23 protein-coding genes are annotated in these 23515 nt (G+C 64.3%); 13 read left to right on the top strand and 10 right to left on the bottom strand.

Translation table 11 applies throughout. The features are described 5' to 3' along the window. Positions 1-195: 195 nt before the first annotated feature. Positions 196-1620 (bottom strand): glucose-6-phosphate dehydrogenase, encoded by a 1425-nt coding sequence (zwf, locus tag E8E75_RS23595; RefSeq protein ID WP_218569251.1) that lies wholly within the window; start codon positions 1618-1620, stop codon positions 196-198. A 196-nt stretch (positions 1621-1816) separates the two neighbouring features. Here zwf and hexR point away from each other — a divergent pair, with 196 nt between their 5' ends. Continuing rightward, positions 1817-2683 (top strand): transcriptional regulator HexR, encoded by an 867-nt coding sequence (gene hexR, locus E8E75_RS23600; protein WP_120653878.1) that lies wholly within the window; start codon positions 1817-1819, stop codon positions 2681-2683. Positions 2684-2729: 46 nt separating this feature from the next. Here hexR and E8E75_RS23605 read toward each other — a convergent pair whose 3' ends face one another. Then, positions 2730-3104 (bottom strand): thioredoxin family protein, encoded by a 375-nt coding sequence (locus E8E75_RS23605; protein WP_120653879.1) that lies wholly within the window; start codon positions 3102-3104, stop codon positions 2730-2732. Between the two features lie 190 nt (positions 3105-3294). Between E8E75_RS23605 and E8E75_RS23610 the strand changes: the two genes are divergently transcribed. Continuing rightward, a complete protein-coding gene (locus E8E75_RS23610) occupies positions 3295-3516 on the top strand; it encodes a transcriptional regulator (protein WP_153919166.1) in 222 nt (73 codons plus the stop codon). Here E8E75_RS23610 and E8E75_RS23615 read toward each other — a convergent pair. Next, entirely contained in the window at positions 3458-4405 is a 948-nt protein-coding gene (locus tag E8E75_RS23615; RefSeq protein ID WP_162945907.1) for a LysR family transcriptional regulator, read from the bottom strand. The two genes, E8E75_RS23610 and E8E75_RS23615, sit on opposite strands and share 59 nt — an antisense overlap. A 201-nt stretch (positions 4406-4606) precedes the next feature. Between E8E75_RS23615 and E8E75_RS23620 the strand changes: the two genes are divergently transcribed. The 4 genes from E8E75_RS23620 (at position 4607) to E8E75_RS23635 (ending at position 9509) form a co-directional block, all read left to right on the top strand. Next, a complete protein-coding gene (locus tag E8E75_RS23620; protein ID WP_120653882.1) occupies positions 4607-6022 on the top strand; it encodes an acetyl-CoA carboxylase biotin carboxylase subunit in 1416 nt (471 codons plus the stop codon). A gap of 16 nt (positions 6023-6038) precedes the next feature. Continuing rightward, entirely contained in the window at positions 6039-7844 is a 1806-nt protein-coding gene (oadA, locus tag E8E75_RS23625; RefSeq protein ID WP_120653883.1) for a sodium-extruding oxaloacetate decarboxylase subunit alpha, read from the top strand. 285 nt (positions 7845-8129) lie between these two features. Further along, complete coding sequence (locus E8E75_RS23630) at positions 8130-8570, top strand: CBS domain-containing protein (protein WP_120653884.1); 441 nt, start codon at positions 8130-8132, stop codon at positions 8568-8570. A 141-nt stretch (positions 8571-8711) separates the two neighbouring features. Next, positions 8712-9509, top strand: a complete 798-nt coding sequence (locus tag E8E75_RS23635) for an EAL domain-containing protein (protein ID WP_120653885.1) — start codon at positions 8712-8714, stop codon at positions 9507-9509. A gap of 217 nt (positions 9510-9726) precedes the next feature. On the opposite strand, the gene E8E75_RS23640 is transcribed toward E8E75_RS23635, so the two are convergent. Together E8E75_RS23640 and E8E75_RS23645 are read right to left on the bottom strand one after the other, a co-directional pair. Continuing rightward, positions 9727-10710, bottom strand: a complete 984-nt coding sequence (locus E8E75_RS23640; protein WP_153919163.1) for an asparaginase — start codon at positions 10708-10710, stop codon at positions 9727-9729. Positions 10711-10806: 96 nt separating this feature from the next. Then, positions 10807-12255 (bottom strand): alanine/glycine:cation symporter family protein, encoded by a 1449-nt coding sequence (locus E8E75_RS23645; protein ID WP_153919160.1) that lies wholly within the window; start codon positions 12253-12255, stop codon positions 10807-10809. Positions 12256-12431: 176 nt separating this feature from the next. On the opposite strand from E8E75_RS23645, the gene E8E75_RS23650 reads away from it, so the two are divergent. After that, complete coding sequence (locus E8E75_RS23650; protein ID WP_153919157.1) at positions 12432-13250, top strand: helix-turn-helix transcriptional regulator; 819 nt, start codon at positions 12432-12434, stop codon at positions 13248-13250. 131 nt (positions 13251-13381) lie between these two features. Here the strand turns inward: E8E75_RS23650 and E8E75_RS23655 are convergent, their stop codons facing one another. Genes E8E75_RS23655 through E8E75_RS23665 form a run of 3 tightly spaced genes read right to left on the bottom strand, consistent with a single transcriptional unit; the run spans position 13382 to position 15173 of the window. Further along, entirely contained in the window at positions 13382-14056 is a 675-nt protein-coding gene (locus E8E75_RS23655) for a GNAT family protein (RefSeq protein WP_153919154.1), read from the bottom strand. A 12-nt stretch (positions 14057-14068) separates the two neighbouring features. Beyond that, positions 14069-14521 carry a GNAT family N-acetyltransferase gene (locus E8E75_RS23660; protein ID WP_153919151.1) on the bottom strand — a complete coding sequence of 151 codons (453 nt, stop codon included), beginning with the start codon at positions 14519-14521 and terminating at the stop codon, positions 14069-14071. Between the two features lie 19 nt (positions 14522-14540). After that, the gene (locus E8E75_RS23665; RefSeq protein ID WP_153919148.1) at positions 14541-15173 is read right to left on the bottom strand and encodes an FMN-binding negative transcriptional regulator; all 633 of its coding nucleotides are present in this window, start codon (positions 15171-15173) and stop codon (positions 14541-14543) included. Positions 15174-15272: 99 nt separating this feature from the next. On the opposite strand from E8E75_RS23665, the gene E8E75_RS23670 reads away from it, so the two are divergent. Next, positions 15273-16739: a PLP-dependent aminotransferase family protein gene (locus E8E75_RS23670; protein WP_153919145.1), complete on the top strand. Its 1467-nt coding sequence runs from the start codon at positions 15273-15275 to the stop codon at positions 16737-16739. A gap of 287 nt (positions 16740-17026) precedes the next feature. Here E8E75_RS23670 and E8E75_RS23675 read toward each other — a convergent pair whose 3' ends face one another. Next, positions 17027-18451 (bottom strand): aspartate ammonia-lyase, encoded by a 1425-nt coding sequence (locus E8E75_RS23675; protein WP_120653893.1) that lies wholly within the window; start codon positions 18449-18451, stop codon positions 17027-17029. 179 nt (positions 18452-18630) lie between these two features. Here E8E75_RS23675 and E8E75_RS23680 point away from each other — a divergent pair, with 179 nt between their 5' ends. Continuing rightward, a complete protein-coding gene (locus tag E8E75_RS23680) occupies positions 18631-19539 on the top strand; it encodes a LysR substrate-binding domain-containing protein (protein ID WP_120653894.1) in 909 nt (302 codons plus the stop codon). Positions 19540-19606: 67 nt separating this feature from the next. Here the strand turns inward: E8E75_RS23680 and adhP are convergent, their stop codons facing one another. Then, entirely contained in the window at positions 19607-20629 is a 1023-nt protein-coding gene (adhP, locus tag E8E75_RS23685) for an alcohol dehydrogenase AdhP (protein ID WP_153919143.1), read from the bottom strand. A 275-nt stretch (positions 20630-20904) separates the two neighbouring features. Between adhP and purE the strand changes: the two genes are divergently transcribed. The 4 genes from purE to E8E75_RS23705 all read left to right on the top strand — a co-directional run bounded on the left by purE (position 20905) and on the right by E8E75_RS23705 (position 23455). After that, positions 20905-21396, top strand: a complete 492-nt coding sequence (gene purE, locus E8E75_RS23690) for a 5-(carboxyamino)imidazole ribonucleotide mutase (protein WP_077524410.1) — start codon at positions 20905-20907, stop codon at positions 21394-21396. A 3-nt stretch (positions 21397-21399) separates the two neighbouring features. Beyond that, positions 21400-22485, top strand: a complete 1086-nt coding sequence (locus E8E75_RS23695; RefSeq protein ID WP_153919141.1) for a 5-(carboxyamino)imidazole ribonucleotide synthase — start codon at positions 21400-21402, stop codon at positions 22483-22485. Positions 22486-22582: 97 nt separating this feature from the next. Then, entirely contained in the window at positions 22583-22828 is a 246-nt protein-coding gene (locus tag E8E75_RS23700; protein WP_120653897.1) for a GlsB/YeaQ/YmgE family stress response membrane protein, read from the top strand. Positions 22829-22918: 90 nt separating this feature from the next. Next, on the top strand, positions 22919-23455 hold the full coding sequence (locus E8E75_RS23705; protein WP_120653898.1) for a DUF3299 domain-containing protein: 537 nt from the start codon (positions 22919-22921) through the stop codon (positions 23453-23455). Positions 23456-23515: the final 60 nt, after the last annotated feature.

Raw genomic sequence — 23515 nt, forward strand, 5'->3', positions numbered from 1 at the left:
TCGCGGAGGAGGGCAAAAGACGCGCGATTCTAGGGATAGGGCGAGAGGGCTTTATTGCTCTGGAGCAATGGGTAACGCCAGGTGTCGCGCTTGCGAGGGCGGAGGTCGTTTTCGGTAGGGTGCGCTGTGCGCACCGGAGAGCTTGCACGGGAATCTCCGGTGCGCACAGCGCACGCACCTTATGGAAGGTCGCGTTCAGTCGTGCCAGGCGCGCTGGTGCAACTCCAGCAGGCTGTGGGCCTGTTCCGGTCCGGTGGAACCTGCAGGGTAGGGGCGCGGGCTCTGGTAGTACTCGTGCCAGCCTTCGAGGATCGGGTTGATCCAGCGCCAGGCGGCTTCGACTTCGTCGCGGCGCATGAACAGCGTCGAATCACCTTCGATCACGTCCAGCAGCAGGCGCTCGTAGGCGTCCCAGCGGCGCTGGTGGCTGAAGGCCTTGGCCAGGTTCAGGTCCAGCTCCACCGGTTCCAGGTTCATGCCTTTTCCCGGCGTCTTGGCCATCAGTTGCAGACTGATGCGTTCCTCCGGCTGCAGGCGGATCAGCAGGCGATTGGCCTCGCCATCGGCGAACAGGCGGTGAGGCACCGGCTTGAACTGGATGACGATTTCCGAGTATTTGCGCGCCAGGCGCTTGCCGGTGCGCAGGTAGAAGGGCACGCCGGCCCATCGCCAGTTGTCGATCTCCACCTGCACGGCGACGAAGGTCTCGGTGTCACTGTCGTTGTCGACGTTCTTCTCGAAGTAGTAGGCCGGCACTTCCTGGCCACCGATCTTCCCGGCGCTGTACTGGCCGCGCACGGTCTTGTCGCGTACGTCCTGCCCAGAGATGGGTTTCAGTGCTTCGAGGATTTTCACCTTCTCGTTGCGCACAGCCTCGGCGTCGAAGCGTACTGGAGCTTCCATGGCCACCAGGCAGAGCAGCTGCAGCAGGTGGTTCTGCACCATGTCGCGCATGGCCCCGGAGCGGTCGTAGTAGGCACCGCGGTTCTCCACGCCGAGCGTCTCGCAGACGCTGATCTGTACATGGTCGACGTGCCCGGCACGCCAGATCGGCTCGAACAGGCCGTTGGCGAAGCGCAGCGCCATGAGGTTCTGCACGGTTTCCTTGCCCAGGTAGTGGTCGATGCGGAACACCTGGGATTCATCGAACACCTTGCCGATGGCGGCATTGATCGCCTGGGCCGACTCCAGCGAATGGCCGATCGGCTTTTCCAGCACGATGCGTGACTTCGGGGTGGCCAGCCGGGCAATCGACAGGTGCGCGGCGATATCTTCGAACAGGTCGGGCGCGGTGGCCAGGTAGTAGACCCGCCCACAGCCGGGGTCGGGCCCGAGGTAGCGGGCCAGGCGACCGAAATCGGCGCTCTGGGAAACGTCCATGGCGAAGTAGTCCAAGCGCTCGGCAAAGCTGCTCCAGCCCTCGGCGGTAAAGTCCGCGCGAGCCACCTGGGCCCGGCAGCGGCGCTCGGCGAGGGCGCGGTAGCCGTCACGATCGAGGGTGTTGCGGGCCAGGGCGAGGATCCGCATCTGCGGATGCAGGCGCCCTTCGCGATGCAGGTGATAGAGGGCCGGAAGCAGCTTGTGTAGGGCGAGATCGCCGGTGCCGCCGAAGACGAGCATGTCGCAGGAGCTGGTCAAGGATGCGCTCTCCCTTCCTTGCACGCGGAGAAATAGTGGTTCAACTGGGCGGAAAAGCGGTTCATGTAGTATAACTACAAGGCCACTACAGCCTGATTCCGCCGATCATAACCGAGTCGCGCGTCGTTGCATGACTGAAGAAAGCGGCGAAACCCCCATTCCAGACAGAGCCTGCCCTGTGAACCTGCTGCAACATATCGCCCAGTCGCGTCATCTGCTACGCAAGTCGGAACTGAAAGTCGCCGACCACGTCCTGCTCGATCCCGCTGCGGTCATGCACAGCTCCATGGCCGACCTGGCCCAGGGCGTCGGGGTCAGTGAGCCAACCATCGTGCGCTTCTGCCGCGCCATCGGTTGCGGTGGCTTCCAGGACCTCAAGCTGAAACTGGCGCAGAGCCTGGCCGCCGGTGCCAGCTTCGGCCAGTTCGCGATCCACGAGGACGACTCGGTCGCGGACTTCAGCCTGAAGATCTTCGACACCACCCTGCACACCCTGATAGAAGTCCGTGAGAAGCTCGACCCGGAAGCGCTGCAGCGTGCCATTGGCGCCTGTGCCCAGGCCCAGCGCGTGGAGTTCTACGGTTTCGGCGCATCCGGCGCGGTGGCGGCCGACGCCCAACACAAGTTCTTCCGCCTGCTGCTGACCGCGGCGGCCTATTCCGACCCGCACATGCAGGCGATGTCGGCGGTCACCCTGAAGCCTTCGGATGTGGCCATCTGCATTTCCCAGTCGGGCCGTTCCAAGGACCTGCTGATCACCGCCAACCTGGTGCGTGAAGCCGGCGCCACCCTCATCACCCTGTGCCCGAGCCAGACCCCGCTGGCCGACCTGGCCACGGTAAACCTCGCCATCGACGTGCAGGAAGACACCGAGATCTACACCCCGCTGACCTCGCGCATCGCCCACCTGGTGGTGATCGACGTGTTGGCCATGGGCGTCGCCATGGCCCGTGGTCCGACCCTGGTCAACCACCTCAAGAGCGTGAAGCGCAGTCTGCGCAGCCTGCGCCTCTCACCCAAGTCGGTGAAGAGCGCCGAGGACTGAGTCGGCGCCTGATCGAGCGAGACGTCGGCTTCCGGCGCGCAGACGATCAGGCCAGCCCCTGCCTCACCAGCAACCGCTCTATCGCTTCGATGAATGGCCCACTGCCTGGCCAACTGGTAATCCGCCCCAACGGTCGACCGTGGTAGAGGGCTATGAACGTGGGCACCCCGTGCAACCCGAAGCGCAGTGCCAGCGCCGGGTCTTCGTCCACTTCGTCATGCAACCAGCGCACCTGGGGCCACTGGCAGCGCTCCTGGATGCGCAGCAAGTCGTGCTTGGCCACGTCGCAGAGAGGGCAGTCGTCCTGCCACAGGTAGAGCAGCACCAGTCGTTGGCGTTCGCTGGCCAGTACGTCATCGAGAATGCTGGCGCGCACCCGTTGGATCGGAAAGCGTTGGAAGAATTCGACGGCATTGCTCATGGCGTCCTCCAGCGGCGTCGCCCCGTAATTGCTGAGCAAAGTCGCGCGGTGACGGTCTGTCCAGCTATCGCGCCGATAGCCTGAAACCTTCGTTTCACCACAGATTCACCGAGCCTTCGTGAAAGCGTCACAGGCGCGGACGATCCTGCGCCTGTCAGCCTGCTTCCTAACCCACCCAGGGAGAGATGCCATGCAACGCTTTCACGATGATTCAGCCCATGTGGACAGCAAGACCCGGCGCAAACTGGAGGACCAGCGACGTATGCAGTATCGCCGCGCGATTGAAGACCGCGCCGAACAGCGTCGCCTGCAGATGGAGTGTTCGGACTACCCCTACCCCGAACTGATCGCCGCTAATTACCTGTTGTCGTCAAAGGCAGTGCGCCGGAAAAGCGGTGCGAAAGTGCGCTGATCTGTGCGCGTTCTTCGCGGATAAAGGCCAGAAACGCCTGGGCGACCGGCGATAGCCGCTTGCCCTTGGCATGCACTGCGCACCAGCTGCGATACAGTGGCAGTTCCTCCACTGGCAGCTCCCGCAGCAACCCGGTCGCCAGCTCCAGGCTCACCGCATGGCGCGGGATCAGGGCGATGCCAAGATCGGCCACCACGCATTCCTTCTGCGCATCCAGCGAGGCCACTTCCATGGTCTGCGCGAAGTGCGCGCGCTTCTGCTGGAAGTACTCCTCGCAGGCCTTGCGGGTGCCCGAGCCGGCCTCGCGGACCAGCAGCGTGTAGGGCTCCAGGTCCTTCAGGGTCAGTTTCGCGACGTTGGACAGCGGGTGGCTGGGCGGCGCCACCGCGACTATCGGGTTGTTCAGGAAGGGGAGGAACTCCAGGGCCATGTCCTGGGGCACCAGGGACATGATCACCAGGTCGTCACGGTTGTCCGAGAGACGTTTGATCACCTGCGCGCGATTGGTCACCACCAGGTGCAGGCTGACGTCCGGATGCTGCTCGCGGAAGGCCGCGAACAGGTGCGGCGCGAAGTACTTGGCGCTCGATTCCACTGCCAGATTGAGCTGGCCCTGCAGTGAGCCCTGCAGGTCCGACAGCTGCATGTCGAGACTGGCCAGGCGCTGGAAGATATCGCTGCTGGCGCGCATCAACGCCTCTGCAGCATCGGTCACGTAGAGCTTCTTGCCGACGTACTCGAACAGCGGCTGGCCCACCAACTCCTCGAGCTGGCGGATCTGCAGGCTGACGGCCGGCTGGGTCAGCGCCATCTCCTCGGCCGCCCGGCTGTAGGAGCGGCTTTCGAACACCGCACGGAATACCTGGAGCTGGCGCAGCGTCATACGCAGCAGGGTCTTGCGCATCGATTTTGGCCTCGAGGGATGGGCAGGGTTGCTAACTATAAGCTCAACCTAATGGATACCCCAATAATTATTGATTGGGGTTATTCCCATCTGCGGCGTAGGGTAATGACGCGACCGCTACACGACCTGCGGTCATCCAACGACCGGCCCAGCCGTTCGCCTGTTCACTTGGTCGAGGGACAACTCGTGATCAAGAAAATCCTGATCGCCAACCGCGGTGAGATTGCCGTCCGCATCGTGCGCGCTTGCGCCGAGATGGGCATCCGCTCGGTGGCCATCTACTCTGATGCCGACCGGCACGCCCTGCACGTGAAGCGTGCCGACGAAGCCCACAGCATTGGTGACGACCCGCTGGCCGGGTACCTGAACCCGCGCAAACTGGTGAACCTGGCGGTCGAGACCGGCTGCGACGCCCTGCACCCGGGCTACGGTTTCCTCTCTGAAAACGCCGAGCTGGCGGACATCTGCGCCGAGCGCGGGATCAAGTTCATCGGCCCGAGCGCCGAAGTGATCCGTCGCATGGGTGACAAGACCGAAGCCCGCCGCAGCATGATCAAGGCTGGCGTGCCGGTCACCCCCGGCACCGAAGGCAACGTCGCCGACCTCGCCGAAGCGCTGCGTGAAGCCGAGCGCATTGGCTACCCGGTGATGCTGAAGGCCACCTCCGGTGGTGGCGGTCGCGGCATTCGTCGCTGCAACAGCCGCGAGGAACTGGAACAGGCCTACCCGCGGGTGATTTCCGAAGCCACCAAGGCCTTCGGTTCGGCGGAAGTCTTCCTCGAGAAGTGCATCGTCAATCCCAAGCACATCGAAGCGCAGATCCTCGCCGACTCCTTCGGCAACACCGTGCACCTGTTCGAGCGCGACTGCTCGATCCAGCGTCGCAACCAGAAGCTCATCGAAATCGCCCCGAGCCCGCAGCTCACTCCCGAGCAGCGTGCCTACATCGGCGACCTCGCAGTGCGTGCGGCCAAGGCCGTGGGCTACGAGAACGCCGGTACCGTGGAGTTCCTGCTCGCCGAGGGCGAGGTGTACTTCATGGAGATGAACACCCGCGTGCAGGTGGAACACACCATCACCGAGGAAATCACCGGCATCGACATCGTCCGCGAGCAGATCCGCGTCGCCTCCGGGCTGGAACTGTCGGTCAAGCAGGACGACATCATCCATCGTGGCTTCGCCCTGCAGTTCCGTATCAACGCCGAGGACCCGAAGAACAACTTCCTGCCGTCCTTCGGCAAGATCACCCGTTACTACGCTCCCGGCGGTCCCGGTGTGCGTACCGACACCGCGATCTACACCGGCTACACCATTCCGCCGTACTACGACTCCATGTGCCTGAAGCTGATCGTCTGGGCACTGACCTGGGAAGAAGCCCTGGACCGCGGCCTGCGCGCCCTCGATGACATGCGCGTGCAGGGTGTGCGGACCACCGCGCCGTACTACCAGGAAATCCTGCGCAATCCCGAGTTCCGCAGCGCCGAGTTCAACACCAGTTTCGTCGAGAGCCATCCGGAGCTGACCCAGTACTCGATCAAGCGCAACCCGTCGCACCTGGCCATCGCCATCGCCACCGCCATCGCCGCCCACGCCGGCCTGTAGGGGAAGGATTCAGAACATGAGCAAGAAGATTTCGATCACCGATACCATCCTGCGCGATGCGCACCAGTCCCTGCTGGCCACCCGCATGCGCACCGAAGACATGCTTCCGATCTGCGACAAGCTCGACAAGGTCGGCTACTGGTCGCTGGAAGTCTGGGGCGGCGCCACCTTCGACGCCTGCGTGCGCTTCCTCAAGGAAGACCCATGGGAGCGTCTGCGCAAGCTCAAGGCCGCCCTGCCCAACACCCGACTGCAAATGCTCCTGCGCGGCCAGAACCTGCTGGGCTACCGCCACTACAGCGACGACGTGGTACGCGCCTTCGTCGCCAAGGCCGCGGTCAATGGCATCGATGTGTTCCGCATCTTCGACGCGATGAACGATGTGCGTAACCTGCGCGTCTCCATCGAAGCCGTGAAGGCTGCCGGCAAGCACGCCCAGGGCACCATCGCCTACACCACCAGTCCGGTACACACCATCGACGCCTTCGTTGCCCAAGGCAAAGCCATGGCCGACATGGGCGTGGACTCCATCGCCATCAAGGACATGGCGGGCCTGCTGACCCCGTACGCCACCGGCGAGTTGGTGAAGGCGCTGAAAGAGGCGCTACCGCTGGATGTGGTCGTGCACTCCCACGACACCGCCGGCGTGGCCAGCATGTGCCAGCTCAAGGCCGTGGAAAACGGTGCTGACCGCATCGACACCGCGATCTCCAGCATGGCCTGGGGCACCAGCCACCCGGGTACCGAGTCGATGGTCGCCGCTCTGCGCGACACGCCTTTCGACACCGGCCTGGACCTGGAACTGATCCAGGAAATCGGCATGTACTTCCACGCCGTGCGCAAGAAGTACCACCAGTTCGAAAGCGAATTCACCGGCGTGGATACCCGCGTGCAGGTCAACCAGGTTCCGGGCGGCATGATCTCCAACCTGGCCAACCAGTTGAAGGAACAGGGCGCCCTGAACCGCATGCCGGAAGTGCTGGCGGAAATCCCGCGTGTTCGCGAAGACCTCGGCTTCCCGCCCCTGGTCACCCCGACCTCGCAGATCGTCGGTACCCAGGCGTTCTTCAACGTGCTGGCCGGTGAGCGCTACAAGACCATCACCAACGAGGTGAAGCTCTACCTGCAAGGCCGCTACGGCAAGGCGCCTGGCCAGATCAACGAGCAACTGCGTCGCCAGGCCATCGGCAACGAAGAAGTCATCGACGTGCGTCCGGCGGACCTGCTCAAGCCGGAGCTGAACAAGCTGCGCGAAGACATCGGCAGCCTCGCCAAGTGCGAAGAGGACGTGCTGACCTTCGCCATGTTCCCGGACATCGGCCGCAAGTTCCTCGAAGAGCGTGCCGCCGGCACCCTGAAGCCGGAAGAACTGCTGCCCATGCCCAACGGCAAGGGTGCGGCCCCGGTCGGCGGCGAAGGCACTCCGACCGAGTTCGTGGTGGACGTGCATGGCGAGAGCTACCGCATCGACATCACCGGTGTCGGCGTGAAGAGCGACGGCAAGCGCCACTTCTACCTGTCCATCGACGGCATGCCGGAAGAAGTGGTATTCGAGCCGCTCAACGAGTTCGTCGCAGGCTCCGGCAGCAAGCGCAAGAGCGCCAGCGCACCGGGCGATGTCAGCACCACCATGCCGGGCAACATCGTCGATGTGCTGGTGAAGGAAGGCGACCAGGTGAAAGCCGGTCAGGCCGTGCTGATCACCGAGGCCATGAAGATGGAAACCGAAGTCCAGTCGCCCATCGACGGTGCCGTCAAGGCAGTCCATGTGGCCAAGGGCGACCGCGTGAACCCGGGCGAAGTCCTGATCGAAATCGCCTGATTGCTCCGGCGATAGTCCCCGTAGGGAGCCGCAAGGCTCCCTTTTTTTGTGCCTGGGAAACGGGCAGACGATCGTTCCGTAGAGCGATTTCAATCTCCATGGCGCTCCGAGGGACTGCCTTGCTGAGCCTGCAGGGCGACTGAACTCGCTCCCACCGGCACCTGGCAACCCGCTTCTGCCCATCAATGAAATTTTCAATAGCTACCATGCAAATCTCTTCTTGGCGCCGCGGTCACGACCGCGCGCATTCTGGCCTTCCAGCCAACGCTACCGGAGGGATTACAGATGAAGACCGTCGCACAGATGCTCCGCGCCAAGCCGCGGCAGAACGTCCACACCATTGATGTCGCAGCGCCGATGCTCGAGGCGTTGCGAATGATGGCCGAACTGAACATCGGCGCTTTGCCGGTGACCGAGGGCGGACACCTGGTCGGTATCGTCAGCGAGCGCGACTACGCGCGCAAAGGCGTGCTGCAGGGGCGCTCGTCCGTGGCGACCGTGGTGCGTGAGTTCATGACCGAGCCGGTGCTGACGGTGACTTCGAAGCAGAGTATTCGTGAATGCATGTCGCTGATGACCGAGCAGCACATGCGCCACCTCCCGGTAGTGGAAGACGGTGAGTTGGTCGGCCTGCTGTCCATCGGCGACCTGGTGAAAGAAGCCATGGCCGAGCAGGACGACCTGATCCTGCATCTGGAGCAGTACATCCGCGGTGAAGTGGCCTGAGTCCGCAGGAAGCCCGGCCCCTCGGGGCCGGTAGCCCTTATCCGTCCAGGGCGCTGGCCCGAAATGAAGATTTCTGATTTCCATCAACGGGAACCGGGCGCCTAGCCTGCCGGCTCTTTTCGAGCTGCGGGTACCCGCCCCATGTCCCTTCCTTCCAATCGCCAGGGCGGCACCACGTTCCCCGCCCGACCCTTGACCGCAGCCCGCATGGGCGAAGTCAGGCTGCAACCGATCAAGGACCGACAAGACCGGGTCGTCGGTTTTGAAAGCCTCGCCCGTTTTGCGTTCGACTCCTTCATCAAAAGCACCGAAGATGCCATCGCCAGGCTGCCGCAGGACGACCTGCAGCGGCTCACGCGCGAGCTGCTCCAGGGGGTACGCATCCGCTGCATGCTCAATCGCAGCTATACCCGCTATCTGCACGACACCCAGGCCGGCAGCCTACCGGTTCGGCACTTCGTCAATGTCGAGAAGCGAAGTCTGGCGGAATCGGAACTGGTCGAAGATCTCATCGAAAGCGCTGCCGACTTGCGCTGCTCCGGTGCCCTGCTGGTGGTCGAAGTCACGGAGCGCCCAACGGTTTGCTTCGACAGCTTCAGGTCCTACATGAAGGGCCTGATGCGCCTGAAGGAGGAAGGCGTGCTGGTGGCGCTAGACGACTACGACCTCGGCCGCCCGGCCCACTGGGAACTCGACCTGGGCCTGTGCGATGTCGTGAAGCTCGACCTTGCGGAACTGGGTGTTCCGCAGCATGAGGATGGGGATTTTCTGTCCAGCCGCTACGCCGTGCTGGGCGAAAGGCTGTACGACTTCATTCATCGCTATCAGGTGGACCTGGTGGCGGAAAAGATCGAGACCGGCTGGCAGCACGAGGTCGCCAAGGGGCTCCCGTTCAAGCTGTTCCAGGGCTATCGCCTCGGCCATCCGGTGCGGATGTAAGCCGTCGCGGCAGCCTTCTCATGCATGCCCGATCCGGACCGGGTGGCCAGCGCGGTGCCGTTGCTTCGCTGCTGCTCGACATCGGCCTGATTGCGGCGCCACTGCGAGCGCCGGACAAGCGCCATCCACCCTTGTATCTCGACTGTCGTCCTGCCAAGGGGCGAATTCATTCGTCAAGGGCAGCTCCGCTGCCCCCAACGATGCTTATGGTGAGTGTTCAGTCCACCATTTCCCCACAGAGGTCCACCGCGAACCACTGCTCCACCTCGGCCTGGTGCAAGCCGGCACCGAGCAGGGCGAACAATTTGCCCAGGGCCGCCTCGCGGGTCATACCGCCTGCGGGTACCAGGCCGGTGGCCAGCAGTTGGCTGCCGGCAGCATAGACACCCGCTTGCACGTGCCCAGCCGGGCACTGGCTGGAGGCGACGAGCACCACGCCGCGCTGGTGGGCGGCGTGCAACGTATCGAGCAGCGCCTTGTCGTCTGCCGGGCCGGTGCCACTGCCATAGCACTCCAGCACCAATCCCTGCACACCACTGGAAAGCAGCGCTTCCACGTGACTGGCCGCAAGACCGGGGAACAGCGGGAGTACCGCGAGGTTCACCGGCTGGCGCGAGACGCGGAAGCCGAGGCCGGCTGGAATGACGTCGGCACGTTCACCCATGCGGGTTCGCGGAAACACGGTGAACGCGTCGAAAGCTTCCGAGCGCAGCTTGCTGGCGCGGGCGCCATGCAGCAGCTCGCCATTGAAAAAGAGTTGCACACCAGGCGCGACTCCGGCCTGGAGTGCGTGGATGGCCCCCAGCAGGTTGGGCCAGGCATCGCTGCCCTCGCTGCCAGCCGGCAACATGGCGCCGGTCAGCACCACGGGGACGGGCAAGCCAAGAAGCAGGAAGCCGAGGGCCGCCGCGCTGTAGGCCAGGGTGTCGGTGCCGTGCAGAAGGAGCACGCCGTCGTGGCCGCGCTCCACCGCGTCGACGATGGCCTCACGCATGGCCAGCCAGTTGGCCTGGCGCATGTTGGCGCTGTCGATCAGCGGCAGCAGTTCCTGGAAGCTCCAGTCCAGTGCCAATCCCTGGCCGTCCAGCTGCTCGCGCATGCGTGCCTCGAATCCACTGGCCGGAGCGAGGCCTTCGGGAGTCTGCAGCATGCCGATGGTGCCGCCGGTGTAGAGCACGAAGAGGTTCTTCACAGCATTCATGGGTGTGGATAACTCGGAAAAGCAAAGGTGCAGATACGACAGTGCCGCTCCCCGCGTCAGCGGAGGAGCGGCACCAGGTCTTACCGGAACGCGCTATCAGCGGTGGCTTTGCGCCAGGCCGTGAGCGACGTTGACGCCGGAGACGTCGGCTACCGGGTTGGCCGGCCAGGCGTCTCGGTCCAGGTCCAGGTCAGCGAACTTGGTGGAGTCGAACACCGGCTGGTCGACGCCGGCTTTGCGCTGATCGTCGTAGTCGCGCATTACCCGCAGGCCGACCTTGATCAGCAGCGCCAGGGCTACAAGGTTGACGAAGGCCAGGCAGGTCATGGTGATGTCGGCGAAGGCGAATACGGTGCCGAGGTTCTGCATGGAACCCCAGCAGATCAGCGCCAGCACCAGTCCGCGATAGCTCAGCAGGGCGGCACGGCTACGGCCGACCAGGAACTGCAGGGCGTTCTCGCCGAGGTAGTAGTTGTACAGGATGCAGGTGAAGACGAAGAGGCTCAGCGCAACGCTGATGAAAATGCGGCCCCACTCACCGACCACGGCGGCCAGGGAGTTCTGCGTCAGCACGATGCCGTCGCCTTCGAAGCCCGGGGTGTAGAAACCGGACAGCAGGATCAGCAGCGCGGTGCAGGTGCAGATCACGAAGGTGTCGAGGAACACGCTGAACGCCTGGACAACGCCCTGCGCAGCCGGATGCTTCACGGCGGCCACGGCCGCCACGTTCGGGGCACTACCCAGGCCCGCTTCGTTGGCGAACACGCCGCGCTTCACGCCCATCACGATGGCGCTGCCCAGCAGGCCGGCGAAGGCCGGCTCGAGGCCGAAGGCGCTTTTCACGATGGTTACCAGCATGTCCGGCACCAGTTCGATCTGGGACACGATCACGTAGCAGGTGACGGCGATGTAGGCCAGGGTCTTGACCGGTACCAGCAGGTCGGACACCGAGGCGATGCGCTTGATGCCACCGATGAACACCAGGCCGAGGAGCACGGCCAGGCCGATGCCGGTGTACTGCACGGGCAGGCCGAAGGCGTTTTCCAGGGAGTGGGTCACGGTGAAGGACTGCAGGCCGTTGAAGGCGAAGCCGTAGGTCACCAGCAGCAGGACCGCGAAGGTCACGGCCATCCAGCGCAGTTTCAGGCCGTGCTGGATGTAGTAGGACGGGCCGCCACGGTACAGGCCGTCTCCGTCGGCGCGCTTGTAGACCTGGGCCAGGGTGCACTCGAAGAAGCTGCTGGACATGCCGACCAGGGCGGTGACCCACATCCAGAACACGGCGCCAGGGCCGCCAAGGGTCACGGCCAGGCCGACACCGGCGATGTTACCGGCGCCAACGCGGCCGGCGAGGCTCAGCATCAGGGCCTGGAAGGAACTCAACTGACCGGCCTGGCCACTGATGGATTCCTTGAACACGCTGAACATGTGGCCGAAATGGCGGAACTGGACGAAGCGGGAGCGGAGGGTGAAATAGGTGCCGAGTCCAACGATAAGGACGATGAGCACTTTCCCCGAGAGGAAATCGTTGATCACTTCAAGCATGAGTGAGACCTCGATTCTTATTGTTCGCGTGATGGGAAACGGCTTCGAGCGGACAAGCGTCGGCCGTGGCGCGCATGGTTGGGGAATGCGACCCGGATAACAATTTCGCGGGTTGCACCGATGTGGCGCGAGTTGGCGCTATAATCGCGTCACTCGCATCAGTACGGGCCAGTGATATGGCGGAGTATCTCGGCAACAACCTCAAGCTGCTTTGTGGGCACTACCGCTCTATCGCGGAGGTTTGCCGCAAGCTGGGTATCAATCGCGCCCAGTTCAACAAGTACCTGAGTGGCCAGAGCCGGCCGACACCCTACAACCTCAAGCGCATCTGCGATTTCTTCGGTGTCGAGGATTACGAACTGGGGTTGCCGCCCGAGCAGTTCTCCCGTTTGCTGGGTACCCGTCCGGTCGGCCAGGAGGGGGCAGGACGCTCCGATCCGTTGATGGAACTGTTCGCCCCGTTACGCGAGCAGTCGGGCAACCTGTCGCGTTACTGCGGTTTCTACTTCGAGTACTCCAACTGCATGTCGGTGCCTGGCACTGTCCTGCTTTCTCTGGTGCGCCTGTGGGAAGACGACGGCAACTTCCTCTTCGAGCGCCAGGAACGCCAGGAGCGTTCCAGCAGCACCGAAGTCCAGGCGGAAGACTGGGTGCGATGCTGCTACCGGGGAGCGGCTTTCCAGTTGCAGGACCGGCTGTTCCTGATGGATTACGAGTCGCTCACCTTGAACGAGATGAGCCAGACCATCCTCATCCCCAGCTACAAGAGCCGAATCACTCGCCTCAACGGACTTAAAACCGGCGTCTCCAGCGGTGACCGGCGCAATCCCGCCTGCACCCGCGTGGTATGGGAATACCTGGGCCAGGAGATCAATCGCGTCGCCGCCTACCGCCAGGTGAAGCTCTACCGCCCCGACGACCCGCGCATCGACGACGACGTACGACAGCGCCTGGACGTGGCGCCGTTGAAGAACGGGTTATTCGAGATCGAGTGAGATAGAGGTAGGGGTGCGCCCTGCACATTGGAGCCGCGTTTGTAGGGTGGACCCCGTTCCACCGGTCCACCAGCGGGGTTCGGCTGGACTGCGCGGGTAGATGGTAAAGCGCCATCCACCCTTGGAACGGTTCAACTCCTGAGCCCTTCCAGGGATTGGCGCTGCCGTCCCTCTCCGTCGAAGTTATCCACAGACAGCCAGCGCTCGAAGGCCTCGCGGCACGTCGGCCATTCGCCGTCGATGATGGAGAACCAAGCGGTGTCGCGGTTCTGGCCCTTGACGATCATGTGCTGACGGAACAGCCCTTCGTAGCTGAAGCCCAGGCGCTCTGCAGCACGCATGGAGCGGGCGTTGCTGGCGTTGCACTTCCATTCCAGGCGGCGGTAGCCAAGGTCGTCGAAGGCATGCCGGGCCAGCAGCCAGACCGCTTCGGTGGAGCCCGGCGTGCGTTGCATGGCCTTGCCGAAGGCGATGTGGCCGATCTCGATGGCCCCGTCCTTCGGGGCGATGCGCAGGTAGCTGAGGATGCCGAGCGCGCGGCCGCTGGCGAGGTCTATCACCGTGTAGAAGAGCGGGTCGCGGATCTCGGCATTGCCCGCCAGCCAGGCATCGAAGGGCTCGCGGCTGGCGAAGGGGCCGTAGGGCAGGTAATCCCAGAGCGCCGGATCGGGGCCTTGCAGGGCCTGCCAGAGATCATCGCCGTGGCGCGAGACGTCCAGCGCCTCCAGGCGGACGAAACGGCCGGGCAGCGGCGTTTGGGCGGGAACGGGACGGGGTTGCCAGTGGCTCAGGTCCTGGGTGCTCATGGTGCTCTCCGGTCAGAGGATCTTGCGGTACTGGACGAAGCCGGAACGGTCGGCGATGCGGTCGTAGAGCTGCATGGCGTCGGTGTTGGTCTCGTGGGTCAGCCAGTGCACTCGCGAAACGCCAGTGGTGCGTGCCTGTGCATAGACGTGTTCGATCAACTGGCGGCCGATGCCGCCGCCACGCAGGCCTTCGGCTACGTACAGGTCCTGCAGGTAGCAATAGTCACCGACGGTCCAGCAGCTGCGGTGGTAGATGAAATGCACCAGGCCCACGGCTTTGCCGCCCTGCCAGGCCAAGGCGGCGTGCATGGGTTCGGCCGGGTCGAGGAAGCGCTGCCAGGTGACGGCGGTGGTCTCGGCGGGGATTTCGGTCTTGTAGAAACGCTGGTAGCCCTGCCAGAGCGGCAGCCAGGCGGCATGGTCGGCGGCGCTGAGCGGACGGATATCAAGCGGTGCGGGGGACATTGGATTCCTTCCTGTGGGGTCAGTCGATAAGGGTCATGCGCGCTGCCAGTTCGTGGTCGCGCGGGTTGGACGAGACAGTCAGTCCCTCGCGAACACCGGCCTGGTCGGCGGTCGAGCGGTTCTGGCCGAGCTTCCATTTGCCTTCCAGGCGGCGGATTGGCAGAGCGAAGCCGACAATGGCGCGGAGCATGCTGTCGAGGTACTCGCGCGGTGCATCGTTCACCGCCCAGGGTTGCGGACGGCCGGATTCATGGCGGTCGCTGAGGCGGCTGACCAGTTGCAGCAGGCGCTCGGAGTCGTCGAAGACTTCCGCCTGGCCCCAGGCATGCACGGCGATGTAGTTCCAGGTGGGCACGACCTTGCCGTGCTCGGCCTTGGCCGGGTACCAGTTGGGGGTGACGTAGGCGTCCGGGCCGGAAAATACCACCAGTGTCTCGGCGCCTTCGGCGAGGTCGCGCCAGTGCGGGTTGGCGCGGGCGAAGTGGCCGTAGAGGGTGCCGAACTCGCCTTCATCCGGTTCCAATAGCAGCGGCAGGTGGCTGGCCATCAGGCCTTTGCTGCCCGAGCTGGTGAGCAGGGCGAGGCCAGTGGCTTGCATCTGTGCGTGAAGCTGGGCGAGGTCATCCTGGCGAAAGGAAGAGGGGACGTACATGAAGGCTTCTCCTGGCGGAATGTCTTCATGCTAGGCAGGATATTGGTCTGTTGTAAGAGCCATTTACTGCCAGTTCGATAGAGCCAATCGAGGCCGGATATGCCTGCCACACCACCGTTGCCCGTCGACCTCTCCGGCATCCGCCTGGACCCGGCCCAGGGGTTGTCGCGCCAGCTCTACCAGGCCCTGCGCGAGCGGATTCTCGATGGCCGTCTGGGCAGCCGCACGCGTCTGCCGGCGACGCGCGATCTTGCCGCGCTGCTGGGCATTTCGCGTAACACCGTGACCCGTGCCTTCGACCAGCTCTACGCGGAGGGCTATGTGGAAGGGCGCGTGGGCGATGGAACCTACGTAGCGGACTTATCCACAGCGCGGCCGGAACTGCCGCCAGTTCCCAAGGGGCCGGCACCTGGTCCGGCTCTGGAGCTTCTGCACAACCACCATCTGCCGCCGCCGGTAACGGGTGCGCCCCGGGCCTTCCGCATCGGCGTGCCGGCCTTCGACCTGTTTCCCTTCGAGACCTGGGCGCGCTTGCAGGCGCGCTTCTGGCGCAAGCCTTCGCCGGCACGCCTGGGATACGGCGACCCGGCGGGAGACTGGAACCTGCGCGAGCTGATTGCCGCCTACCTGCGCAGCAGTCGCGGGCTGTCCTGCGACCCGGCGCAGGTGGTGATCACCTGTGGCGCCCAGCAGGCCATCAGCCTCTGCGCCCAGTTGCTGGTGCAGCCGGGTGATCGCGTGGCCATCGAGAACCCTGGCTATCGGGCCGCTGGCCACGCCTTCGCCGTGGCGGGCGCCGAGCTGTGCGGTGTGCCTGTGGATAAAGACGGTCTGGACAGTGCCGCACTGGCAGCGGTGGATAACTGCCGGCTGGTCTATGTCACGCCCTCGCACCAGTACCCCACGGGCGTGACGCTGTCGCTGGCGCGGCGCCTGGAACTGCTGGAATGGGCCGAACGCCGTGATGGCTGGATAGTCGAGGACGACTACGACGGCGAATACCGCTACAGCGGAACGCCCCTGGCGCCCCTGGCGGCGCTGGACCGGCAGGGGCGGGTGATCTACGTCGGTACCTTCTGCAAGATCACCTTCCCCGCGCTGCGCCTGGGATACCTGCTGTTACCGCCGGCCCTGGCCGAATCCTTCGCCCGGCGTCGTGCGCTGGACATGCGCCACTCGGAAATCGGCACCCAGGCGGTGATGGCGGAGTTCATCGCTGCGGGCCATTTCCAGCGCCATGTACGGCGCATGAGATTGGCCGCCCGCGCCCGTCGCGATGCCTTGTTGCGTGATTGGCCGGAAACCATTCGCGGGTGCTCGCCGATGCCGCCGGTGGATGCTGGATTGCACCTGTGCGTGCGGGCGGACAGCCTGGCTCGGGAACGAGAGCTGGTGGACAGTGCCCGTGCCGCCGGTGTGGAGCTGAATGGGCTCAGCGAATACTGGCTGGAGAACAGTACCGAGCCTGTGGATAACCGCGCGGGGCTGGTGCTGGGCTTCGCTGCCGTACCCGAAGCGCAGATTGCCGAAGCGATACGCATGCTGCGCAAGGCCTGGCGACTGTAGGAGCGAGCTTGCTCGCGAAGCGTTCCACCAGGCCCATTCGCGAGCAGAGCTCGCTCCTACGGTCTGTAGCCCGGATGCACGCCGGTTCACCATCGTGGCCCGACTCGACGCCGCTGGTGGATTTGAAAAGCGATATCCACCCTACAAGCTGGTTCGGGATAGGGGCCGGTGCGCGCGGCGCACCCTACGGCGCGGCGGCACTTTTCCACAGGCAAAAAAAAGGATGGCTGGCGCCATCCTCGAAGGATGAAGGGGCAGGGCCCCTCCTGGTGAGTTCGTTTGCCTGATCAGGCCTTCAGCGGCACGAGGCGCGGGGCGATCATGTTTTCCGGGCGGAGGATGTCGGCCAGCATGGACTCGTCCAGCAGCTTCTCCTCACGCACCAGTTCCAGCACGCCGCGGCCACTTTCCAGGGCTTCCTTGGCGATGCGGGTGGCGTTCTCGTAACCGATGTACGGGTTCAGTGCGGTGATCAGGCCGATGGAGTTTTCCATCAGGCGGCGGCAGTGCTCGACGTTGGCGGTGATGCCGACGATGCAGTGCTCGCGCAGCATGTCCATGGCACGTTGCAGCAGGCGGATCGAGTCGAAGATCTTGTAGGCGATCAGCGGCTCCATGACGTTCAGCTGCAGCTGGCCGCCTTCGGCTGCCAGGGTCAGGGCCAGGTCGTTGCCGATGACTTCGAAGGCCACCTGGTTGACCGCTTCCGGGATCACCGGGTTGACCTTGCCCGGCATGATCGAGCTGCCCGGCTGGCGCGGCGGCAGGTTGATCTCGTTGATGCCGGTACGCGGGCCACTGGAGAGCAGGCGCAGGTCGTTGCAGATCTTCGACAGCTTGACCGCGGTGCGCTTGAGCATGCCGGAGAACAGCACGAAGGCGCCCATGTCGGAGGTCGCTTCGATCAGGTCGGCGGCCGGTTTCAGCGGCTGGCCGCTGATGGCGGCGAGGCGCTCAACGGCCAGGTGTTGGTAGCCGGGGTCAGCGTTGATGCCGGTGCCGATTGCAGTACCGCCCAGGTTCACTTCGGTCAGCAATTCCGGCGCCAGGCGGCGCAGGCGGTCGAGGTCTTCGCCCAGGGTGGTGGCGAAGGCCTTGAACTCTTGGCCGAGGGTCATGGGTACGGCGTCCTGCAGCTGGGTCCGGCCCATTTTCAGTACGTCGGCGAACTCCACGCCTTTGGCGGCGAATGCCTGGATCAGGCTGTCGAGGCTGGCCAGCAGGGCATCGTGGCCCAGCAGCAGGCCGAGACGGATGGCGGTCGGGTAGGCGTCGTTGGTCGACTGCGCCATGTTCACGTCGTTGTTCGGGTGCAGGTACTTGTACTCACCCTTCTGCTTGCCCATGGCCTCGAGGGCGATGTTGGCGATCACTTCGTTGGCGTTCATGTTGGTGGAGGTGCCGGCGCCACCCTGGATCATGTCCACCACGAACTGGTCGTGGAAGTCACCGCGGATCAGGCGAGCGCAGGCTTCGCTGATCGCAGCGTGCTTGTCGGCGCTGAGGTGACCGAGCTGCTTGTTCGCATCGGCGGCGGCCTGCTTGACCATTGCCAGGGCTACGACCAGCTTCGGGTAGTGCGACAGCGGTACGCCGGACAGCCGGAAGTTGTGAACCGCGCGCAGGGTCTGGATGCCGTAATAGGCCTCGGAGGAAACTTCGAGGGTGCCGAGCAGGTCTTTTTCGATGCGGAAGGATGCAGCGGAGGACATGATGTCATTCATCTCTGGGGGAACACGGCTAGCGCCGCGATGCCCAATAATCTAGGCCTCTGGCCGTTTGTCGGCCAATGCTGTTATTCGCTGGGTCATGCACAATCGGCATAATGTACGAGTGACGCGGGTTCTGCCGCGAGCGTGTGCACCAAAATCGAGCATCTCGGAATCTGACGATGAACCTGGAAACCAAATGGCTGGAAGACTTCGTTGCCCTGGCCAACACCCGCAGCTTTTCCCAGGCCGCGGAGCGGCGTTTCGTCACCCAGCCGGCCTTCAGCCGACGCATCCGTAGCCTGGAGGCGGCGCTGGGGCTGACGCTGGTCAACCGCTCGCGCACGCCCATCGAGCTGACCGAGTCGGGCCAGCTGTTCCTGGTCACCGCGCGCAGCATGGTGGAGCAGCTGGGTGACGTGGTCCGCCACCTGCACCACCTGGAAGGCCAGCAGGGCGAGGTGCTGCAGTTCGCCGCCGCGCACTCGCTGGCGCTGGGCTTCTTCCCGCAGTGGATCGCGCGGTTGCGGGCCGACGGACTGAACATCGCCAGCCGGCTGATCGCCACCAACGTCGGTGAAGCTGTGCATTCGCTGCGCGAGGGGGGCTGCGACTTGATCCTGGCTTTCTACGATCCGGATGCCGCCCTGCAGATGGACCCGGAAATCTTCCCGTCCATGAATCTGGGGCGCACCGAGATGCTCCCGGTGTGTGCGGCAGGGCCCGATGGCAAGCCGCTCTTCGAGCTGGACAGCGGCCAGAGTGTGCCGCTGCTGGCCTATAGCGCCGGTGCCTTCCTCGGACGCTCCGTGAACATTCTCCTGCGTCAACGCGCCTTGCGCGCGACCACGGTGTACGAAACGGCCATGGCCGACAGCTTGAAGAGCATGGCGCTACAGGGGTTGGGCGTGGCCTGGGTGCCTCGCTTCAGCGCCCAGGCCGAGCTGGCCCGTGGTGACCTGGTGATCTGTGGTGGCAGCCAGTGGCATGTGCCGCTGGAAATCCGCTTGTACCGCTGCGCCCTGGTGCGCAAGGCAGCGATCCGCTTGCTCTGGCGCAAGCTGGAAGGCGGCGTTGGGGGCGAGGGGTAGGAGCGAGCTTGCTCGCGAGCCCTGCCGGCGCATTCGCCAGCAAGCTGGCTCCTTCAGTCTCGATCGCCTAGACCTCGACGACGATCCGCCCTTCGATCTTGCCAGCGCGCATCTGCTCGAAGATGCCGTTGATGTTGTCCAGCTTGTCCTTGTGGATGGTGGCTTTGACCAGGCCTTCGCCAGCGAAGTCCAGGGCTTCCTGCAGGTCGGCGCGGGTGCCGACGATGGAGCCGGTGATGCTGATGGCCTTCAGCACTACATCGAAGATTGGAGTGGGGAAGTCACCCGGCGGCAGGCCCACCAGAGCCACGGTACCGTGGCGTCGCGCCATGCCGATGGCCTGGCCGAAGGCGCTATTGGAGACGGCGGTGACCAGAACGCCGTGGGCGCCACCAATATCCCGCTGGATCACCTCGGCAGGATTCTCGTGGCAAGCGTTGATGGTCAGGCTGGCGCCGAGCTTGCGCGCGAGTTCCAGCTTGGTGTCATCCACATCCACGGCGGCGACGTGCAGCCCCATGGCGCGGGCGTACTGCACGGCGACATGGCCAAGGCCGCCGATGCCGGAAATCGCTACCCACTGGCCGGGCCGCGCACCAGTCACCTTAAGCCCCTTGTAGACGGTGACGCCGGCGCAAAGAATCGGCGCTATCTCCGCGAATTCGACGTTTTTCGGCAGTATTCCGACGAAGTTGGGGTCAGCCAGCACATATTCGGCGTAGCCGCCATTTACCGAATAGCCGGTGTTCTGCTGGCTCTCGCAGAGGGTTTCCCAACCGGTCAGGCAGTGCTCGCAGCAGCCGCAGGCGGTATAGAGCCAGGGCACGCCAACGCGGTCACCTTCTTTGATGCGGGTGACTCCGGCCCCCACCGCCGCAACAAAACCGACGCCTTCGTGGCCAGGGATGAACGGCAGGCTGGGTTTCACGGGCCAGTCGCCCTCGGCGGCATGCAGGTCGGTGTGGCACACGCCCGAGGCTTCGATCTTCACCAGAATCTGCCCGGGGCCGGGCAGGGGAACCTTTACTTGCTCGATCCGTAGCGGCTCGCCAAAGGCATGGACAACCGCAGCTTTCATGGTCTGGTTCATGGCATGCACCTCCTTGGAAAAGAGTTGCGATTCTGCGCCGCCATCTCTCGCGAGCATTGCGCTGGAGCAAGGTTTAGCTGCGCCCACGCCGCCTGGCGACGGCTCTGGACGAGCGGTAAGGGCAAGTGCACGCCAGGCGTGGCTTTGCGTTATACTGCGCGGCCTTCGGCCGGCAGCGCACCCCGCAGCACGGCCCACATTGCAGACAAGCCACGCCATTGCGTGGCTTGTTGTTTTTGGTCGCGCCAACCGGCGCACTTTGATGAGGCACGACGATGAGCGCACTGGTAGGCGTGATCATGGGCTCCAAGTCCGATTGGAGCACCCTCAGCCACACCACCGACATGCTGGAAAAGCTGGGCATTCCCTATGAGGTGAAGGTGGTGTCCGCCCACCGCACCCCGGACCTGCTGTTCCAGTACGCCGAGGAAGCCGAAGGCCGTGGCATCGAGGTGATCATCGCCGGTGCCGGCGGTGCTGCCCACCTGCCGGGCATGTGTGCCGCCAAGACCCACCTGCCGGTGCTGGGCGTACCGGTGCAGTCATCCATGCTCTCGGGCGTCGATTCCCTGCTGTCCATCGTGCAGATGCCCGCCGGCATTCCGGTCGCCACCCTGGCCATCGGCAAGGCCGGTGCGATCAACGCGGCGCTGCTGGCAGCAAGCATCCTTGGCGGCAAGTATCCGAAGTACCACGTTGCGCTGAAGGACTTCCGCCGCGAGCAGACCGACATGGTCCTGGACAATCCAGACCCGCGCGAGGCCTGACCCATGAAGATCGGCGTAATCGGTGGCGGCCAGTTGGGTCGCATGATGGCCCTGGCGGGCACTCCGCTGGGCATGAACTTCGCCTTCCTCGACCCGGCCCCGGATGCCTGCGCCCAGGCGCTTGGCGAGCACATCCGCGCCGACTACGGCGACCAGGACCACCTGCGCCAACTGGCCGATGAAGTGGATCTGGTGACCTTCGAGTTCGAGAGCGTACCGGCCGAGACCGTGGCTTTCCTCTCGCAGTTCGTGCCGGTCTACCCAAGCGCGGATGCCCTGCGTATCGCCCGCGACCGCTGGTTCGAGAAGTCGATGTTCAAGGACCTCGGCATCCCCACCCCGGAATTCGCCGATATCCAGTCCCAGGCCGACCTCGACTCCGCAGCTGCCAGCATCGGCCTGCCGGCGGTGCTCAAGACCCGCACCCTGGGTTACGACGGCAAGGGCCAGAAGGTCCTGCGCAAGCCGGAAGACGTGGTTGGTGCGTTCGCTGAACTGGGTAGCGTGCCCTGCATCCTGGAAGGCTTCGTGCCCTTCACCGGCGAAGTGTCCCTGGTGGCAGTGCGTGCTCGCGATGGCGAAACCCGCTTCTACCCGCTGGTGCACAACACCCATGAGAACGGCATCCTGCGCCTCTCAATCGCCAGCACCGACCACCCGCTGCAAGCCCTGGCCGAGGATTATGTCGGCCGCGTGCTGACCAAGCTGGACTACGTCGGCGTGCTGGCCTTCGAGTTCTTCGAGGTGGATGGCGGCCTGAAGGCCAACGAGATCGCCCCGCGCGTTCACAACTCCGGCCACTGGACCATCGAAGGCGCCGAGTGCAGCCAGTTCGAGAACCACCTGCGTGCCGTCGCCGGCCTGCCGCTGGGTTCGACTGCCAAGCTGGGCGAGAGCGCAATGCTCAACTTCATCGGTGAAGTGCCGGCTGTGGATAAGGTGATTTCCATCGCTGACTGCCACCTGCACCACTACGGCAAGGCCTTCAAGGCTGGCCGCAAAGTGGGTCATGCCACCCTGCGCTGCGCTGATCGCGCCACGCTCGACCGCCAGATCGTGGCGGTCGAAGCGCTGATCGACCCGGCCTGATGCACCCACGGCCGCCCCGCAATGGGGCGGTCGATGGCGTGATAGCCGCCGCCCATCTAGGCTCAGGCATGCCTCAACTACCTTCGGAGGGCATGTTATGGGGATCATTGGCACCATCTTCATCGGGCTGATCGTTGGCCTGATCGCACGCTTCATCAAACCCGGCGACGACAGCATGGGCTGGATCATGACGATCCTGATCGGTGTTGGCGGTTCGCTGCTCGCCACCTATGGCGGTCAGGCCGCGGGCATTTACCAGGCCGGACAGGTCGCGGGCTTCATCGGCGCGGTGGTTGGCGCTGTGGTGCTGCTGGTGATCTATGGCCTGGTGCGAAAGAGCTAGTGCTGCATTCGGTGGGGCTGGGAACCGCCTTCCCGCGCAGTTAGTCTTAGCGCCTGATTGTTCCCGCCCCATGCGTTAAAGAGTCCTCTCATGCGCCGTCTTGCCTGCCTCCTGCTGCTGTTCTGCTGCACCTTTGCCCGTGCCGAGCTTCCCGAAACCGACTGGCTGGAACTGATGCCGCCGGAGGACCGCAAGGCACTGGAGGAAATGCCTGACATCAGCCACGACAGCCCCGAGGCCGATGGGACTTTTGGGCAGAGAGGCGGCCTCAAGCAGCAGGACAAGAACCTGCCAGCGGTGATGTATTCCGCCAAGACGGTTGCCGCGCTGAATGGCAAGACAATCCATATCGGCGGTTATCCGGTGCCCCTGGAAAGCGATGCCAAGGGCCGCAGCACCCTATTCTTCCTGGTGCCTTACCCCGGCGCCTGTATTCATGTCCCGCCGCCACCGCCGAACCAGATCGTGCTGGTGCGTTACCCCAAGGGCATCCAGCTGGACGACATCTACGCGCCCATCTGGGTCGACGGCACGTTGAAGGTCGAGAACGTCAGCAATGACCTGGCCGATGCCGCCTATGCCTTGGACGCCGGGCAGGTGCGATTGGTGGAAGAGGGGGATTTGTAGTTCGGCGAGGGTATGTTCGCAGGATGGGTTTCGCGGGCTCCACCCATCCTGCAAATTCGC

It is taken from the genome of Pseudomonas sp. BN606 (assembly GCF_029873115.1).
In the GTDB taxonomy this organism is placed as follows: Bacteria; Pseudomonadota; Gammaproteobacteria; order Pseudomonadales; family Pseudomonadaceae; genus Metapseudomonas.